Consider the following 17,608-nt stretch of genomic DNA (forward strand, 5'->3'; position numbering starts at 1 on the left):
TGGATCATCCAAGTTTGGGCCATTTTCAGAAGGGAAAGACGTTAGTTAATAAATTCTAGCCGCACAGTTATATGAAAAACAGACCACCAGGTGCAGCAGGTTAAGGTACTCAACTTGGCCTGGTGGAACAATTGAGGGTAGTGTAGGGGAAATAAGACCAACTTATCAAAAGCTACCGATTATTTAATCGGTATCCAGATTTGGGGTGGTTGATTGGGCCCCGGATATACTTCCAGCTCAGGTATACCAGCATGCTCATAAGGATTAGAAGGGAACCATTCGGAAATAATCTGTTTCCACAGACTCTGCATACTCTCCGGCATCGGACCTTGCACTTCGAATACACTCCACTTGGAAGCAGGAATCTTGAATGATAATAATCCTTCTGGCACCTCACCATCATAAGCCGTTGCAATCCAGTATTCCATTTGCTTCTTCTGAATCTCGTTCTGATCCACACATACTCCAAGTAATCCATGAATTGCACCATTGTTCAGTTCAAATAAACGATTTTCTGTACCACTCGTATACGCTTCTTGCCACATCTTCGCAATTCCTCGTAAATTTTCCCCATCTACATAAGAGAAAGCTTGTTTGATTCCAACTAACGTGAACTCGGCTTGTTCAACAATTTTGTAATTCATCGGTTCTGCTCCTTTTAGACTCAATTGAATGACCAAACGATTATACGATGTGATAGAGGTACTATTCTTGCGTGCTTCAGTAGGTGCAATCCCGTGTTGTCTACGAAACGCTTTCGAAAAAGATTCAGGAGTTTCAAAACCATACTTGTGAGCCAGATCGATAATTTTGTGATCACTCTGCATAAGTTCATTTGCTGCCAATGTTAATCGTCTCCGTCTTATATATTCGGCTACAGTAACATCAGTTAACAAGGAAAAAGTACGTTGAAAATGGAAGGGGGAAATATGTGCTTTAGCAGAAATCTGCTCGATCGTCATATTTTCAAGTAAATGGTCTTCCATATAATGAATAGCTATCTGTAATGACTCGATCCAGTTCATATAGTTAATCACTCCTTGAGTTCTATAGTAAACGAATACATATCCAAAAGCCTGTCATTACGTGCTGTGATTTGTCCGGTTAGGATATTAAAGGAAGGCCAGTTATTCGCTAGTATAGCGCCATGAGCATAAAAAAAGATGACCCCGATGATTCAAGGGCCATCTTCTGATAGCTCAATTCCGCAGTAATTGATTTAAATCGTCCATAATCCAGCTTTGACAAAAAAAATAAATTGAACGCAAAAAAACGCTGTGATATAATCGATAGCGTCATTGAGAAATGAAATCCGGATATGTATTCATCATTACTCCTATTCTTAGTTTACATCTGGAACTTGGATTTGTCAATGCTCTTTTTTAGCTCGAAAAAATGGAAAAAGGAGTGGGTTCAGGAATGATGGAAACAAAGGATTGGCAACAGGAACAGGAACGGTTGGAAATGGTCAGAAACAAATTGCAGGTGAGAATCTCTGAACTGGAGCCGGAGGTTGCTGGACTGCATGATCAGGCTGCGGATATCCGTAAGCGGTTCTGGGAAGAAGTTACGATGAACACAAGTACCAACGAAGATTTCGAAGAGTCGTTCTACACCATTAATCAACAGTCCGCAGTATTGGCCGAAAGGGAGCGCGGCCACAAGCGGTTGACGCAGCAATGGAAAAACTTGAAACGTCTGCTCCCGTCACCTTATTTCGGACGTATTGATTTCAAGGAGAAGGGACTGAATCTCGACGAGCAAATCTATATTGGTGTATCTTCCTTCGTCGATCAGGACGGATTGAGCTTTCTGATCTATGACTGGCGTACACCAATAGCAAGCCTGTACTACGATTCCTCCCCCGGACCGGCTTCGTATGTCACCCCAGCCGGACAAATCGAAGGGACGATGGAGCTTAAACGGCAGTTTCAGATTCAAAATGGAAATATTGTCAACATGTTTGATGCAAGTGAAACGATCGGAGACAATTTGCTACAGCAGGTGCTAGGCAGTGGTGCAAACTCGCAAATGAAGAGTATCGTGGCAACGATTCAGAAGGAACAAAACGCTATCATCCGCAATGATAAAAGCCGAATGCTTATCGTGCAGGGGGCTGCCGGCAGTGGTAAAACTTCCGCAGCTTTGCAGCGGGTAGCATACTTGCTGTACAAACACCGTCAGACCATCAAGGCGGATCAGATCGTTCTTTTTTCACCCAATCCGATGTTTGCCAGCTATATCTCTACTGTCCTTCCAGAGCTCGGTGAAGAGAACATGCAGCAGACAACGTTTCAAGAATATCTCGACTATTGGCTGGATTCCTCGTTACGGCCGGAGGACGCCTTTGATCAGATTGAATATGTCCTGACTGCACAAGGTACACCAGGGTATGAGGCTCGTCTTCAGGGGATCGAGTATAAAACGTCCGAGGTTTTCTTGCAGGCCCTGCATAACTATAGAATATGGTTGGGACGAGAAGGCATGCGATTCAATGGTATTCGGATACAGGAGCGCGAATTCATTACAGCAGAGCGGATGAACACCAAATTTTACGAGTATGACAATGCTCTGCCGCTAATCAATCGTGTAGTTCTCTTGCAGGAGTGGCTATTGAATGAACTCTCATCGCTGGAACGATTGGAATGGGAAGCGCCTTGGGTACAGGAGGAGTTGAACTATCTCGATACGGAGCAGTATGTGGAGGCTTTCGGGATGCTGCATACGGAGAAAGAAGTATTCGACGTTGCGGAACGATATGCAGCAGTTCTCAAAAATAATAAGAAGCGTCGTGGAGATGAAGGCGACTTTGATTTCACTCAGAGAGAGGAAGAGCTGCTCCGTCGAAGGATCGTCAAAGAATACTTTAAACCACTAAAGAAAAGTGTGAAGAAATTCTCTTTTGTAGATATCCAAGGCATATATAGCCAATTGTTCGTGGACGAGGCAGCTTATCAGGAGAAAACGGCTGGAGCTTCCGTTCCCAACCTATGGCCACAGATATGCAGCCAAACCAAGGAAATGCTGGATCGAAACGAGTTATTTCATGAAGATGCGACTCCGTATTTATATGTAAAAGAATTGATTGAGGGTGTCCGGACGAACACGGAAATTCGGTATGTTTTTGTTGATGAGGGCCAAGATTATTCCTCGTTTCAATATGAATACCTGAAAAAACTGTTTCCTCGTGCCCAAATGACGGTGCTCGGTGATTTCGGGCAAGCAATCTTCATGCAGTCAACCAGCTTGGCCGGGGAGAATTCGCCGCTGGTCCGCCTTTTTGGCGAAGCTGAGACAAGTCTGTTCTGCCTTTTACGTAGCTATCGTTCGACTAGAGAGATTGTTGAATTTACAAAATCGATGCTTCCTGACGGGGAAGACATTGTACCTTTTGATAGGGAAGGCCCCAAACCCCTTCTGACTCAGTTGGACAGCAGGGAGAACCGTGATTCGCAAATTTGGGCAGACATTACTGCACTCAAGGCCGAGGGTCTCGAATCCATCGCCATCATTACGAAGACCGCAGCCGAGAGCCGCAAGGCTCTTGAATCATTACGAATTCAAGGGAACGAAACTCTGCAGCTCATTACTAAGGAGACGGCGAATTTTGAAAAAGGAGTGATGGTCATTCCGGTCTATCTCGCCAAGGGTGTCGAGTTCGATGCAGTCTTGGTGTATGATGCTTCACCTGAAGCTTACGGTCGAGACAATGAGCGCAAACTTCTTTATACCGCGTGTACACGGGCGATGCACCGGCTTCATCTCTATACGACTGGTGATTGGTCGCCATTCGTGCAGGCATTACCTGCAAATTTGTATGAATTATCGTCTTACACAGCCCTTGATTAACTTCGTTTCGCATGTATACAGATAGCCTTGGCCATTAATCAGCCAAGGTTTTTTTTGTGAATTATATTAGGATGCATAATGGATTTATCTTAAATGAGAGAGGTCGTGAGGAGAAGAGGAGGACCGTCATTTATAGCGATTTGTACTCTTCTATAATGACATCAATCACATGTTTGCCCCAATTTGAAGCTTCCGAGCTGTGTTCATTCCATGCATAAGTGATGAGTGCTTTCCACAGAGCCCAGCCACGTGCACGATTAACCATATCTTGGTCAACATTCATGCAGTTCAGAAATATTTCGCGGCTTGCGTCGTCAAAAAAGTTCCATGCCATCACCAGGTCGCTTGAAGGATCACCAACGCCCATAGTTCCGAAATCAATGACACCGGACAATCGTCCATCTTGCACGAGCAGATTGCCCACGGCAACGTCACCATGAAGCCATAGCGGTGTGGATTGATATCTCGTCGCAAGGGCAGTTTCCCATATTTCAGTGAGGAGTTTTTGATCGTATTGCTTTGAACCGGATAAGCTCTCAATGACGGACCTAGTATCTTGATCGTAAACCGCTAAGTTTCCTCCACGATGAAAGTTTTGAATTCCTGCCGGAATACCGTGTCTTGCATCAATCGCTTCTAATTCTTTCAGAAAACTTGCGAGGTTTTCGGCAAATGCGTTTAGATTCGGTACGTTGGCATGTGTGACGGTCTCGCCTTCTATCCAACGGTTAATCGACCAAGGAAGGGGATACAGGTCTGTTGCTGTGCCTTTTGCTACAGGAACCGGGATCGGGAGGGAGAGAAGAGGTTTAAAAACAGGGAGCCACGTCAGTTCTTTCTCCACCGCCGAGGCGTAACGTTCATGGCTCGGTAGACGAATCGTCATTTCGCATCCTAGTCTATAAGTGCGGTTATCGTGGCCACTATTTTCTACAGGTGTTATCGCTAAATCTTTCCACTCGGGAAATTGGCTATACACTAAATGACGGACCAGTTCAGGGGTTATCTCAATCATTCCTTCGCCTCTTTCTATTGAAAGTTGGTGGGGATCTAAACCATACATAAATCTTAACCATTCATCTTCATTTCATCAAGGCTTGGCATACGCCTGAGATCATTCCATAAATAGCAGTGGAAACTGCGAAAAATAAGAAAGAAATGAGAATAATACGTTGATAGCAATGATGAGCAGTTTTGTATATCGATTAACTTTAGCTTTTTTTAAATAGCATATTTTATATACAAAAGGAGATAGTACTGTAATGCAAGTATTGTTTCTTTTTCTACATCATTTGACCAAATGAGCGGGCAGATTCATTTGAATACTAAAATGGGGGGCGTACTAAATGATCCTTAAAACCATACTCGCAATCATTCTCTTGTATAGTATCTACGTTTTTTTCACAGCTTACCTTTTATTTTTGGTTCCCTCTCCATCTAAAATTGAGAATACAGATATTGAAAAAACGTTAACAGAAGGAAATACAACAGATCGCGTTATGCTCTTGGAGGACGGATTTCGCTCCGGTCAGGTGAGAATCCAGACCATTCGAGAGGCTACAACAAGCATCGACCTGGCTTATTACTCCATCCAAAAAGGGAAAACTTCTCAACTCGTTTTTGCTGCTTTATTCGATGCAGCTGATCGAGGCGTTCATATTCGAATCATTTTAGACGGGATTTTTCACAATTTGCGCGGAGAATTGCGTGATATTCCAGATGCCATTGCGGCCCATCCTAATATTGAACTAAGGTATTATGAGCCACTTCATTTGCTTAAACCATGGACATGGCATAACCGTCTGCATGACAAGATTCTTCTTGTCGACAACACATATGGCATTATCGGCGGCCGGAATATTGGTGATAAATACATGGCATTGAAGCCCCCAAAAGATTATGTATTCGATCGGGACGTTCTTGTTTACAATCCATACCATGACACGAACAGCACGGTTGTTGAAATGAAAAAATATATAGATCGGTTATGGAATCATCCATTCACCAAACCAGAAAAACATGCCAAACGCCAGCATCATGCAAAAGGATTAAAAGAGCAGGCTCAATTGGCTCAGTTATATAAAGAAGCTCAGGCTCAGAACGATCCTTTTGTTGAAGTATTGCCGAAAAAATGGGCTCAGGCGTCCCTACAATCCGACCATGTAGTGTTCCTTCATAATCCAATCACAAGGTTTTATAAAGAACCTATCATGTGGAATGTTTTTGTTCGATTCGCAAATCAAGCACAATCGAGAGTTTATCTGCAGATGCCATATGCCATTCCTACCCAAAAAATGCGTAAAGCAGTAAACGTGTCGATCATTCCAACTGTAAATGTAGAATATCTCATGCTAACGAACTCAATCAATCAAACACCGAACCCCTTGGCTTTCGCCGGGTACTTAAGTTCTAAGAAACAGCTGCTTGATACTGGTCTTTCCATTTACGAATATGAAGGTCCTAACTCCATTCATGGCAAATCATTTGTCATTGATGATTACCTCAGCATGGTTGGTTCGTTTAATCTGGATGCCAGATCCACCTTTCTGAATACAGAGTCTGCCGTGGTCATTTCCGGTCCTGCATTCGCGAGCCAATTAACTGAGGCGATGGATAACAAACGTGCAAATAGTACTCACTTTACGACAGATGATCACTCTAAAAAATCCACAAATCAGAAGGGCTCTTCCTTCAAACGAATGGCCATTACAGCTTTATCGAAATTGTCATTTCTTTGGAAAGCTTTTTTGTAGAGATAAAAAAAGGGCTATCCCAATCATTAGCATGACAGGATATACTCTTGTTAGCATTTTTTGGTCTAATGAAACTGACACAGGCTATTCTCTGTGACCTGCCTGGATCTGAGATGTAACGAATCACAGAGACCTTATTTCATCGTTCTTGGCCGATTTAACTACTCAAAGTTGAAGTCTTCATCCGTCAGTGGTACTACATTCAAAGCGCGAATATACCCGTTGCCTTTCTTGGAGAAAAAGTCATGCTGTTTGGTGTGAGTACTAATCCCGTTTAACACAATCGGGTTCACTTCCTCATCTTCAAATAACGGCTCAAAGCCGAGGTTCATCATCGCTTTGTTTGCGTTATAGCGAAGGAAGGCTTCCACTTCCTCGGTTAAATGAATAGGGGAATATAATTCCTCCGTGTATTGCAACTCATTTTGATGAAGAACCTGGATCAGATCAACCAAACTCTGGTACATTTGGTTTCGCTCCATTTCATCAAAGCTTGTGTATATTTCCTGTGCCAACACACCCACATATACACCGTGAATACTTTCATCCCGCAGAATCAGATCAATGATCTCACCACTGCAAGTCAGCTTGCCTTGTCCAGCCAAATAGAGGGGATAGAAGAATCCGCTGTAAAACAAATAACTCTCCAAGAGTACGGAAGCAGCCATGGCCATATACAGATCTTTTGCCGTTTCAATGCTCGTGTAGTACTGACGTATAATCGTCGCTTTGGTTTGCAGATATGGATTTTCTTCCACCCATTTAAATACACTGTCAATCTCCTCGGTTGATGCCAACGTGGTAAAAATACTGCTATACGATTTGGCATGAATTTGTTCCATCATCGCCATGAAGCTAAGTACGGCTTTGCGCTGTAATCCATCCACATGCTCCATAATCTGGGGCATACCCACACCGCCCTGAATGGTATCCAGAAGGGTTAACCCACCAAGCACTTTCATATATGCTTCTTTTTCTATATCACTAAGCGTTACCCAGGTCATTTTATCATCGGATAAAGGTATCTCGTCATCGGTCCAAAATTGCATAATGTTCTGATTCCAGAACATCAGTGTGAAGTCATCATCTGCACGATTCCAGTTCACAGCTTGAATTGCCGGCATGTATATCCAACTCCAATCCTGATGCCCAATTAGGGCCATTTATTTATATGGAACAAGCGATGCATTCTTCCATCGTGAGCTTGTTGGTTCTTGTATAATACAGGGATTTCAATCCTTTATGAGCAGCATACAGGTAGCATCGAGCCAAGTCTCGCGTAGATACATCACTATTTACATGAAGAACCGTTGAGATTCCTTGGTCTACATGCGGCTGAATCTCCGCAATCAAATCAATCACCTTGAATTGATCCATCTGATACGCTGATTTGTAATAGAAGACGTTATCTTTTTGCAAATAGGGCATTGGATAATAGGTGGTTGAATTCGCATAAGTTCGTGTTTCAATTTGTTCTACGATCGGCATCACACTGGATGTCGCGTTTTGAATATAGGAGATGCTTGCCGTTGGAGCAATAGCCATCCGATAGGCGTGATAAAGGCCATTCTCCATTACTTTGGACTTCAGCAGACTCCAATCATCGGGAGATGGAAGTTCAATTCCTTGGAACAATTCCTGTACTCTTGAGGTGTTGGGACGATAATCATTGGTCAGATAACGATCAAAATATACACCAGTCGCATAATCAGATTTCTCAAACCCATGGAACCGTTGACCCGTTTTCTCTGCAAACTCCATGCTTTTCTCCAACGAATGATAATTCATGGTCATAAAGAAGGTCCGTACAAAATCCTTGGCTTCCAAGCTTTCATAAGCAATCCTGTTTTTGGCTAAATAACCGTGCAGATTCATAGCACCCAAGCCAACGGAATGCATTTCGGCATTGGCTTTGGCCACACCTGGAGCATTGGCCACATGCGTCATGTCGCTGACGGAGGTCAGTGCGATCATTCCCTCATGAACGGATTCCTTGATTTTGCCGCTCTCCATAACATTAACAATATTGAGGGAGGCCAGGTTGCAGCTGATATCTCTGCGGATAATATCCGGTTGACCATAGTCTGTAATTTCAGAAGTCTCCTGGAGTTGGAAGATCTCTGTGCACAGGTTCGACATTTTGACTTGTCCTACGTTTTTCAAGGCATGTGCTTGATTGGCATTCGTTTTATTAATGATGTACGGATAACCGGATTCAAGTTGAATCATGGCTATTTTGGTCAGCATATCCCGCGCTCCCAACGATTTTTTCTTCTTCACACGATCGTCAGCCAGCAAGGTATCATACATCACGTCAAGGTCCATATCATCCAGATGGGTTCCATACGCCTTATAAACACTATAAGGTGCGAAGAGGTACAAGGGCTCATTATCCTGAGCCAGCTTATAAAACCGATTAGGAACAATAAGTCCAATAGAGAGTGTTTTTAAGCGGATTTTCTCGTCCGCATTAATCTTTTTGCTATCGAGCAGTTCCATGACGTCCCAACCAAAGATATTATAGTAAGCTGCTCCAGAACCTTTGCGTTGTCCCATCTGATCGGCGTAGGAGAAGCCATCTTCCAATAGTTTGAGAACAGGCGTAATTCCTTTCGCAGCACCTTCAACTCCTTTGATGACTTCACCACGAGCACGCAGCTTTGACAGATTGACAGCAACTCCACCGCCAATTTTGGATAACTGCATACAAGTGTTCAGTACATAGTTTATGGAGTTCAGTGAATCATCCATTTCAAGCAGGAAGCAAGAGACCAGCTCACCACGCCGACTTTTTCCTGCATTCAGAAATGTAGGGGTTGCGGGTTGAAGACGCTGTTCCATCATCGAACGAGACAGCAAACAAGCCGTTTCAAACTGTCCTTGACCCAGATGAAGAGCTACAGCGGCTACACGATCCGCGTATTGCTCAAGATATGTTTTTCGATCATATGTTTTCAACGCATAGTCAGTATAGAACTTGGACGCTGCCATGTAAGAAGGGAAGCTATACTGATAGCCGCGTGTAATTTCAAATACGGTTCTAACTTGGTCAGCTGTATAGGAAGCATAGAAATCTTCGTAGTAATCATGATCAATCATGAATTGGACTTGATCATCAATGTTGGCGAACGCCATACTTTTATCTTTGATTTCTTTCATAAACTCCTCTACAGCCTCTTGATCCTTATGTAACTGGAAGAAGCCATCAGAGTTGCGCTTTAACAGCATGTTATTCAATTCAATATGACGCAATGCGGCTCACCTCCTGTTCAAAATACTCCACGTCTTTCTTGGAACCCGATAATTCAAATTTACTAATAACCGGGACGTTATACGATGCAGATATCAAATCAGCACTTTTGGCAAAACGCTCCCCCCAGTTACGGTTACCGCTGGCGGCCACGCCAATCAGGTATTCAGAGTTTTTTTGCAAAAAAGAAGACACCTTATCAGGTATCTGCCCAAAACCTGTTGTATATGTCACAAGTACGTATGGCTCATCTATCGTCATTTGATTTTGAATCTGGACTGCCGGCAGTTGAAGCTTGGAAATAAACCTCTTTACATTCCCAGTGATTGAATCATACACAATTAGCACTATCATTAACCTCCTTGACAAATGAACGGTGATCAGAAACAAACACTATATATAGATTATATTTTTAATTTTATATCAATATATAGCTTTGTCAATTGCATATCGGTATCGACTTTGTGAAAAAACCTCATGAATGGGCTCTATTACTAGGCTTAAAAAATTTGTGGCTTAGTAGATATCCATATTCGAATGCACGATATTTGGTGCATGAGAGAATTAAGATTGACAGTCGTCACCGGAAAGAAATCAACCTGAACTTCATCGTTCATACATTGTCTACAATTCAGAGATAGATTATCAAAAGGCATGGCTCTATGGAGTCATGCCTTTTGAGTACGTTGAAGGTATGCTGATTACATATCACAAAGATTTGGAGGTAAGACATGAACGGGACCCTGCAGCAAAATAGAATATTGATTGTAGATGATGATAAACGGGTCCGTGGACTTCTTCGCATGTATTTGGAGAAAGAACAATTTATCGTTGAGGAGGCTTCGCTGGGCTGGCAAGCCTTAAGCAAGCTTCATCATGACTCGTATGCCATGATCATTCTGGATTGGATTCTTCCCGATATTAAGGGGATTGAAATATGCCAATATCTACGGACCAACTTAAGCATACCCGTCATGTTTCTGACAGCCAAGTCAGAAGAGGGGAATCGTCTTGAAGCTTTCAAAGCCGGGGCGGATGACTTTGTCATGAAACCGTTTAGTCCGAGGGAAGTTGTGCTGCGCATCAAAACCATGATGGCTCGTTATAACGGATTAATCAAACCTGTACCAAAAGACCATTCAGCAAGCGAAGTGTTGATCTCCTCTATTTTAATCAATCCTACTTCCCGAAAAGTCACAGTAGAACATGAGGAGATTCATATGACTCCCAAAGAATTTGATTTGCTTTTTCATTTGGCGACACACGCGGAAATCGCATTCTCCAGGCAGGATTTGCTGAGAATTGTTTGGAAAGTGGAGCATGAGGAAGATCTGGATTATCGAACCGTAGATACCCATGTGAAACGGTTGCGTGACAAACTATCTGAGCATGTGCCGAATCGGGAAGATCTGATTCACACCCTGTGGGGGTTCGGTTATATTCTTCGTTTGCCTCACTAATTCTTATCTTGCAGTTCAGGAGGGGAATATGTCTTATAAACAAATCAAGTGGATGATCTTGCTCATTCCCACCTTGACCGTTGGACTTTGGGAATATGTACGACATCAGTTTCTACTCCCCTACATATCGATGGATTTGGGGAACTGGCTTACGCCTGTCATTGTATATGTTGTGAGTATAACGTTGTTAACACGGCTGTTTCTCATGTTGGAACGTATTCAAAAAGAGCTGGAGCATGAGCGTGAAGCCAAAGCTGCATTTGAATCCCGGGAAAAGATGGCCAAGGAACTCCATGATGGAATCGCCCAATCTCTTTTTTTATTATCGGTGAAAGTCGGACGTCTGGAGGAGCAAGCCAAGCAGGGTCAACAACTGGACGATGTATATTCGATCAAAAAAACGGTTCATGAAGTCAATCGTTATGTGCGTCAGGCCATTGCAGATTTGCGTTATGATCCTAACGTTGATCAAGCCTTGACTATGAACGAATCGGTCACACTGCTTGGTCAAATTCGAAAAATTACCAAAGATATCCCCGTCCGAATCGAACTGGATTGGAGCATCCCGGATGATACATTTACTGACAAAGAGAAGGTAGAACTGCTCGCTTGTATTCGCGAGGCTCTTTTTAATATTCAAAAACACGCATCTGCTTCCCAAGCATGGATTCAGGGAAACGGGCACAAGAAGCGCTGGAATATCATGATTCGAGATAATGGAAAAGGGTTTGAGAGGAACCCTTTTGAACGAAAGGATCGGTATGGTTTAAAAATCATGAGAGAGCGGATGAGTGAACTGAACTTTACCATGCAATTTCGAAGGGAACAGCAGTTTACTGTTGTCGAATTTTCAAAGGACGGTGAGATGCAATGAGCCATACTCGTGTTCTTGTTGTAGACGATCACGCTCATGCGAGGGAAGCCATATGTGAAATTTTATCCATGGATTCCGGCTTCGAAGTGATTGGCGTCGTATCTGACGGTCAACAGGCGATTGATTATACAGAACAGTGGCTTCCCGACCTGATCCTCATGGACATTCAGATGCCGATTATGAACGGACTTGAAGCAACACAACGGATCAAATTGGCCTTTCCTTATGTGAAGATTGTCATGATTACCGTCTCGGATGATGTACTCCACCTTTTGGAGGCGTTGAAGCGGGGAGCTCAGGGCTATCTACTCAAAAACCTTGAACCGTCCATGTGGCTGGAATATCTTCATTCCATCGTTACAGAGGAAGCTCCTTTGAGCCGTGAGGTTGCGTACCAAATTCTGAAGGACGTCTCACTAACGGAGAAAAAAGAGCCTGATGTGCCATTAACCACAAGAGAAAAGGATATTCTCTATGGTGTAGCTGCAGGATGGACCAACAAAGAAATCGCTGTGAATTATACGATCTCAGAATATACCGTCAAGAATCATTTGAAAAATATTTTGCAGAAACTGCAGGTTCAAAATCGCGTTCAACTGACACGTTATGCACTGGAGCAAGGGCTTATTACAGACCACAAACGTCTGTAATAAGCTTTTTTACTATATTCTTGGTGTTCTTTCTGTGTAGTGGGATATCAATTTATTTGCTTTTAACTACAATGACCTCACAAATTGGACACAAAAATTCCAGTTCTATAGCCAGATTGAGCTATATGGTAAAAATTTGTTTTTATGTACACTATGAGCAGTGTGTTTCATAAAGGAGGTTATGTTGTTGAACAAACGGATTGTCCTAGGCACATTACTCATTATGGGTATACTGGCGATCCTATTATCTTACCCGCTTGATTCTGCAAACGCTGCTTCTGGAACAAAAGACGCTACTCCACTCCAGCCAATCATTGATGGTTCTAAATCTGGTGAAGTACTTGTACTCGAGCCTGGTATGTATGCTGGTCCCGTAAGTATAGACAAGAGTATATCCATTCGAGGGGACTCATCCGTAACGGTATTGAATTCGGAAGCTGAATCCACGATCACCATTCGTTCAGATGGAGTGACATTACAGGGGTTCACGATTCAACATTTCACGAACGAACCCACTGCAGCGATTCAGGTGGAAGGAGATCGTGTTGAGATCACCGGCCTGGATATTCAGAGTCAAAGTTTTGGAATCGTGCTGCGGGGTTCCGTCGATGGGCTCATACATAACAATACCATTTCATGGGCTGGACCGGAGTCTGCTTCCAGTGGTCAAAAGGGGAACGGCATTGACCTGTACAATTCCCATCGTACCCACATCGAAGACAACCAAATTACCAGCATGCGGGACGGTATCTACCTGGAGAACAGTCGCAATCTTACGGTCAAAGGTAACACGCTGCTTCATACCAGATATGGAATTCATTGTATGTATATCGATGGTTCTTCTGTTGTGGACAATGTGGGGGAGAACAACAGTACCGGGGCCATGGTGATGGGCGTCAAGAATACGGTTGTATCCGGAAATTCCTTTCGTAAACAGAGCGAAAATGTGCATTCACAAGGGATTTTGTTGTATGACGTACACCGATCCACGATTCAAAACAATGTTGTCGAAGGTAATCGTGTTGGCATGAACATTGCCGAATCCTCAGGAAATGAAATTCGCCGTAATGCGGTGCTTCGCAATTTCATTGGTATCCAGCTCGTTCTGGCAGAGGACAACCAATTCATTAGAAACCAATTTGTTTCGAATGTGATTGAAGCTTCAGCGATGGACAGCCGGAACAATGAGATGAAGGAGAACTACTGGGATTCCTTTCAGGGTCTTGACCTGAACGATGATGGAATTAGTGAACTCTCCTATGAGATTAATCCTTTTTATGAGCAAGTGGTCAATCGGAATTCGGCTTATCAGCTTTTCTTTCAATCTCCAGGCATGCTCTTTATGAGCAGCTTGTTTACGGAAGGCAAGGAAGAGTGGACAACCGACAGATCGCCGTTAATAAGCATGAAAGCGGAATCACTGGCGGCGGAAACAGGTGCACAAGCGGTGAAAGAGACAACTGAAGTTTGGATCATCGGATGTATCCTGCTGGGTATGGCAACTTTTATTATGATCTATACGGGGGGATTACGAAAATGAAAATGAAAACAAGTTTGAAAACAGTTATGGTGCTTCTCTTTGGGGTGCTGTTATTAACAGCTTGCGGAAAAAAATACGAGGCATTGCCTATTAATGAAGACGTGGATATCTGCGCCATTTGCAAAATGCAAGTGAAGGATGATGCCTATGCCACACAGCTTACCACGAAAGATGGTAAAAATTATAAATTTGATGACATTGGTTGTATGCACCAGTGGAAAGAAGAAAACGGAACAGATAACGTCGGTATGGATTTTGTTCGTGATTATAATGACAAGGAATGGATTGAGTACAGCAAAGCCACTTATGTATACGATGCTTCACTGCGCACGCCCATGGCTTACGGCATCCTCAATTTCAAGGATAAACCATCTGCCGAAGCTTTTGTTGCCGAGCAGGGTGTGGGAACGATTATGACCGCTGAAGACCTCGCCTCCCACGACTGGAAACAAAACACGGAGATGATGGATATGATGGGTGAGCACGGGCATTCCGAAGAGGGAATGAGTGAAGGCATGCACGAAGAAACACATGGGGAAAGTGAATCAACGGAAGATTCAGGCCATAAGTAATGACCAATGAAGATGGTGATACATGATGGGAGATATGCTGCAAGTAGTCCGACGAGAAGTGAAAATGGGATTTCGCAACCCCTGGGCCTATTCATTTTTGATTCTTTTCTGCGTATTTAGCCTGAGTCTGCTGATCATTAATTCTCAGAATTTTGTAGCAGGATACTCTGGCACGACAGGTTCCATGTTAAATCTTATTCTTTATCTTTTGCCGTTGATGACCCTCTTCTTGGGCTCGTTCTCGTTAACTTCTGAGAAGGAGGAGGGCAGCTGGCAGCTGTTGTCCACATACCCCATCGGCACGATGTCTTTTATTGTTGGCAAATATCTGGGGCTATCGGTTGTATTAATGACTATAGTTACATTCGGTTATGGTCTGATGGGACTTCTCAGCGGATGGTTGGACAGCCCTTTGGATGTTATGACGTACCTTTTGTTTCTGGTATTCTCCTGCGGACTGGTTCTGCTATTTCTGACTATTGCAATGTTCATCGGTTCGTTATCCAAAAATCGGTGGCAAGCGTTAACGATATCCGTGTCCGTTTGGTTTTTCGCTGTGATTGGATGGCCAACACTTCTAATCTCCGTACTGGGACTCATGCCGTATCAGTGGGTAAAACCCTTACTCACCTTGCTAACCTTCATCAATCCGGCTGAGTTGGTACGTTTGTTTGTTGTGATCAAACTTGGCGGGGGCTCAATATTGGGACCTGAATATTATCAGTGGGTAGATTGGGTACAGCCATCGAGCGGAAGCTGGATCTTTACGGGGATATGCCTGCTGTGGATTGCATGTTCGATCGTGGCGGTTTACGGGATCTGGGAAAGGGGGCGTTCCCGTGGATAACGTGGAAGCAGAGATTGTTGGACTGTGTAAATCCATAAAAAAACAACAGATTGTTGAAGAACTATCCTTTCGCGTTTCTTCCGGTCATGTGCTTGCCTTATGCGGCGGAAATGGGGCCGGAAAAAGCACCGTTCTGCGTATGCTCGCAGGTATTCTTCAACCTACCTCGGGTGAAATCATTGTAAACAAGATGCGCTGGTCCAAAGAACGAAAGCGATATTCGGAACAGATCGGATATATGCCGGATGATTATCAGTTCAACCAGGGGCTGACGGCAGAGGAAGTGCTCCAGTTCTGGGCAGCGCTACGGAAAGTACCCAAAGCACGAGTGGAGGAAGTGCTACACATGGTAGGCTTGGCCAATCTAAAAAATAAGCGGGTCACGACCTTTTCCAAAGGCATGCGGCAGCGTGTGTTATTTGCCCAGGCTCTGCTTGCCAAGCCTCCGCTGCTGATCATGGATGAGCCGACGAATGGACTGGACCCCTTCTGGATGCAAGAGTTTGCAAATCTGATAAAACAGATCAAGGAGGAGGGACATATGGTCGTGTTCTCCACCCATCAGCTTGAGATCGCAGATGATGTTGCGGATCACATTGTTTTTATGAACCAAGGACGCAATGTGGGAGATGGCTCTACTGAGGAGTTTCGTCAACAGTTCGGGTCGCTTCATGCTGCTTTTCATCATAGTCTTGGCTTAAAATGAAGGTGAATCGATTGAAACAAAAGAGTGCAAAAATACGACGTTTGATTACAATTCTTATTGGAATGGCTGCTTTGCTGATCGCAGCATGGGCAGTGTATCAGGGTACTTCATCATCCGAGCCCAAAAGAACGGGTACCATCGAAGCAGGTGCAGCAGCTCCCGAATTCACTGCAGTTAACTCAGCCGGAGAACAGGTAAAGCTCTCGGATTATCGGGGCAAGGTCGTCATGATTAACTTTTGGGCTTCATGGTGTACTCCTTGTGTGAGAGAAATGCCGATGATTAATCAGATCGCTAAGACATATCAAAATGACGTGGAGACCCTATTTGTCAATGTGGGGGAAGCGAAGGGGACGATTCATGAATTTATGGAGAAACAGCAATTCGATTTCCCTGTTATCATTGATGTAACTGGAAAAGTCTCCAGCCAGTATCGCATCACCGGGTTGCCAGCAACGATGATCATAGATCAGAAAGGCATGTTCAGCCACATTCTGTTTGGTGAGTTGACCGAGGAGATTTCCTTGCAGCAATGGCTGGAGGAGATCGTACAATAAAGGAATTGAAGCCTTGCAATACTTAAGAACAAAAGAAGTCGCTCTGTAAAAGTGGCTTCTTTTGTTTTATTTGGAGACTGCTATACGAATCGGAGCAACCGCGAACGGTTGTTCTGAACACCTTGCACCCATAGTGGAAAGAAAATGCATATCACGGTTGTGCTCAATGAATCAATAGCTCCTTAGGGTACTTTTTACGCTTTTCACCGAGTTGTCAGAAAGAGTTGATCCTTTCTTGAACATTTAGGGACGAAGACGTGTCAGCGATTGAATTGCTAACTTACAAAGATATAATAATTTTAACTATTAAGTCATTTTCAGTCCTTTGACCCTTCAGTAACAGGAAAAACAGGCTCCTCAACGCATGCTTAGTCCAGGATCAAAGCGTGCCAGCACGCAATGCTGGTTTGTAAAGTCTTCTTCATCCCTTACTTTGTGAAAAAATTCCCTTTATAAATACAAAGATGAAGGAACGCTTTATAGATGAATCCTGCACCCATCTCGCGAAGCCTATCCAAACCTGATATTGAATGTAGCCGAACGCTGGTTG

15 protein-coding genes are annotated in these 17,608 nt (G+C 43.6%); 10 read left to right on the forward strand and 5 right to left on the reverse strand.

What is annotated here, in order from left to right:
* Positions 1-179: 179 nt before the first annotated feature.
* A complete protein-coding gene (locus JNUCC31_RS30800) occupies positions 180-1,025 on the reverse strand; it encodes an AraC family transcriptional regulator (protein ID WP_192267091.1) in 846 nt (281 codons plus the stop codon).
* Between the two features lie 397 nt (positions 1,026-1,422).
* Here JNUCC31_RS30800 and helD point away from each other — a divergent pair, with 397 nt between their 5' ends.
* A complete protein-coding gene (helD, locus tag JNUCC31_RS30805) occupies positions 1,423-3,849 on the forward strand; it encodes an RNA polymerase recycling motor HelD (protein ID WP_192273479.1) in 2,427 nt (808 codons plus the stop codon).
* 130 nt (positions 3,850-3,979) lie between these two features.
* Here the strand turns inward: helD and JNUCC31_RS30810 are convergent, their stop codons facing one another.
* A complete protein-coding gene (locus JNUCC31_RS30810) occupies positions 3,980-4,864 on the reverse strand; it encodes an aminoglycoside phosphotransferase family protein (RefSeq protein ID WP_192267092.1) in 885 nt (294 codons plus the stop codon).
* Positions 4,865-5,195: 331 nt separating this feature from the next.
* Here JNUCC31_RS30810 and JNUCC31_RS30815 point away from each other — a divergent pair, with 331 nt between their 5' ends.
* The gene (locus JNUCC31_RS30815; RefSeq protein WP_192267093.1) at positions 5,196-6,602 is read left to right on the forward strand and encodes a phospholipase D-like domain-containing protein; all 1,407 of its coding nucleotides are present in this window, start codon (positions 5,196-5,198) and stop codon (positions 6,600-6,602) included.
* Positions 6,603-6,763: 161 nt separating this feature from the next.
* Here JNUCC31_RS30815 and nrdF read toward each other — a convergent pair whose 3' ends face one another.
* The 3 genes from nrdF to nrdI are packed head-to-tail and all read right to left on the reverse strand — an operon-like array spanning position 6,764 to position 10,200.
* Positions 6,764-7,726 carry a class 1b ribonucleoside-diphosphate reductase subunit beta gene (nrdF, locus tag JNUCC31_RS30820; RefSeq protein ID WP_192267094.1) on the reverse strand — a complete coding sequence of 321 codons (963 nt, stop codon included), beginning with the start codon at positions 7,724-7,726 and terminating at the stop codon, positions 6,764-6,766.
* A 43-nt stretch (positions 7,727-7,769) separates the two neighbouring features.
* Complete coding sequence (nrdE, locus tag JNUCC31_RS30825) at positions 7,770-9,854, reverse strand: class 1b ribonucleoside-diphosphate reductase subunit alpha (protein ID WP_192267095.1); 2,085 nt, start codon at positions 9,852-9,854, stop codon at positions 7,770-7,772.
* Entirely contained in the window at positions 9,841-10,200 is a 360-nt protein-coding gene (gene nrdI, locus JNUCC31_RS30830) for a class Ib ribonucleoside-diphosphate reductase assembly flavoprotein NrdI (protein ID WP_192273481.1), read from the reverse strand. The genes nrdE and nrdI overlap by 14 nt, the downstream gene beginning before the upstream one ends.
* Positions 10,201-10,583: 383 nt before the next feature.
* Between nrdI and JNUCC31_RS30835 the strand changes: the two genes are divergently transcribed.
* The 8 genes from JNUCC31_RS30835 (at position 10,584) to JNUCC31_RS30870 (ending at position 17,058) form a co-directional block, all read left to right on the forward strand.
* Positions 10,584-11,312, forward strand: coding sequence for a response regulator transcription factor (locus JNUCC31_RS30835; RefSeq protein ID WP_192267096.1), 729 nt, complete (start codon positions 10,584-10,586; stop codon positions 11,310-11,312).
* A gap of 28 nt (positions 11,313-11,340) precedes the next feature.
* The gene (locus tag JNUCC31_RS30840; protein WP_192267097.1) at positions 11,341-12,186 is read left to right on the forward strand and encodes a sensor histidine kinase; all 846 of its coding nucleotides are present in this window, start codon (positions 11,341-11,343) and stop codon (positions 12,184-12,186) included.
* Complete coding sequence (locus JNUCC31_RS30845; RefSeq protein WP_192267098.1) at positions 12,183-12,836, forward strand: response regulator; 654 nt, start codon at positions 12,183-12,185, stop codon at positions 12,834-12,836. The genes JNUCC31_RS30840 and JNUCC31_RS30845 overlap by 4 nt, the downstream gene beginning before the upstream one ends.
* 181 nt (positions 12,837-13,017) lie before the next feature.
* A complete protein-coding gene (locus JNUCC31_RS30850; protein ID WP_416234337.1) occupies positions 13,018-14,376 on the forward strand; it encodes a right-handed parallel beta-helix repeat-containing protein in 1,359 nt (452 codons plus the stop codon).
* A 2-nt stretch (positions 14,377-14,378) separates the two neighbouring features.
* Positions 14,379-14,948, forward strand: coding sequence for a nitrous oxide reductase accessory protein NosL (locus JNUCC31_RS30855; protein WP_192273485.1), 570 nt, complete (start codon positions 14,379-14,381; stop codon positions 14,946-14,948).
* Between the two features lie 25 nt (positions 14,949-14,973).
* Positions 14,974-15,795, forward strand: a complete 822-nt coding sequence (locus JNUCC31_RS30860) for an ABC transporter permease (protein ID WP_192273487.1) — start codon at positions 14,974-14,976, stop codon at positions 15,793-15,795.
* Positions 15,788-16,501 (forward strand): heme ABC exporter ATP-binding protein CcmA, encoded by a 714-nt coding sequence (gene ccmA / locus JNUCC31_RS30865; RefSeq protein ID WP_192267099.1) that lies wholly within the window; start codon positions 15,788-15,790, stop codon positions 16,499-16,501. The genes JNUCC31_RS30860 and ccmA overlap by 8 nt, the downstream gene beginning before the upstream one ends.
* A gap of 11 nt (positions 16,502-16,512) precedes the next feature.
* The gene (locus tag JNUCC31_RS30870; RefSeq protein ID WP_192267100.1) at positions 16,513-17,058 is read left to right on the forward strand and encodes a TlpA family protein disulfide reductase; all 546 of its coding nucleotides are present in this window, start codon (positions 16,513-16,515) and stop codon (positions 17,056-17,058) included.
* The last annotated feature ends 550 nt before the right edge of the window (positions 17,059-17,608 follow it).

The sequence above is a fragment of the Paenibacillus sp. JNUCC-31 genome, assembly GCF_014844075.1.
Lineage (GTDB): Bacteria > Bacillota > Bacilli > Paenibacillales > Paenibacillaceae > Paenibacillus.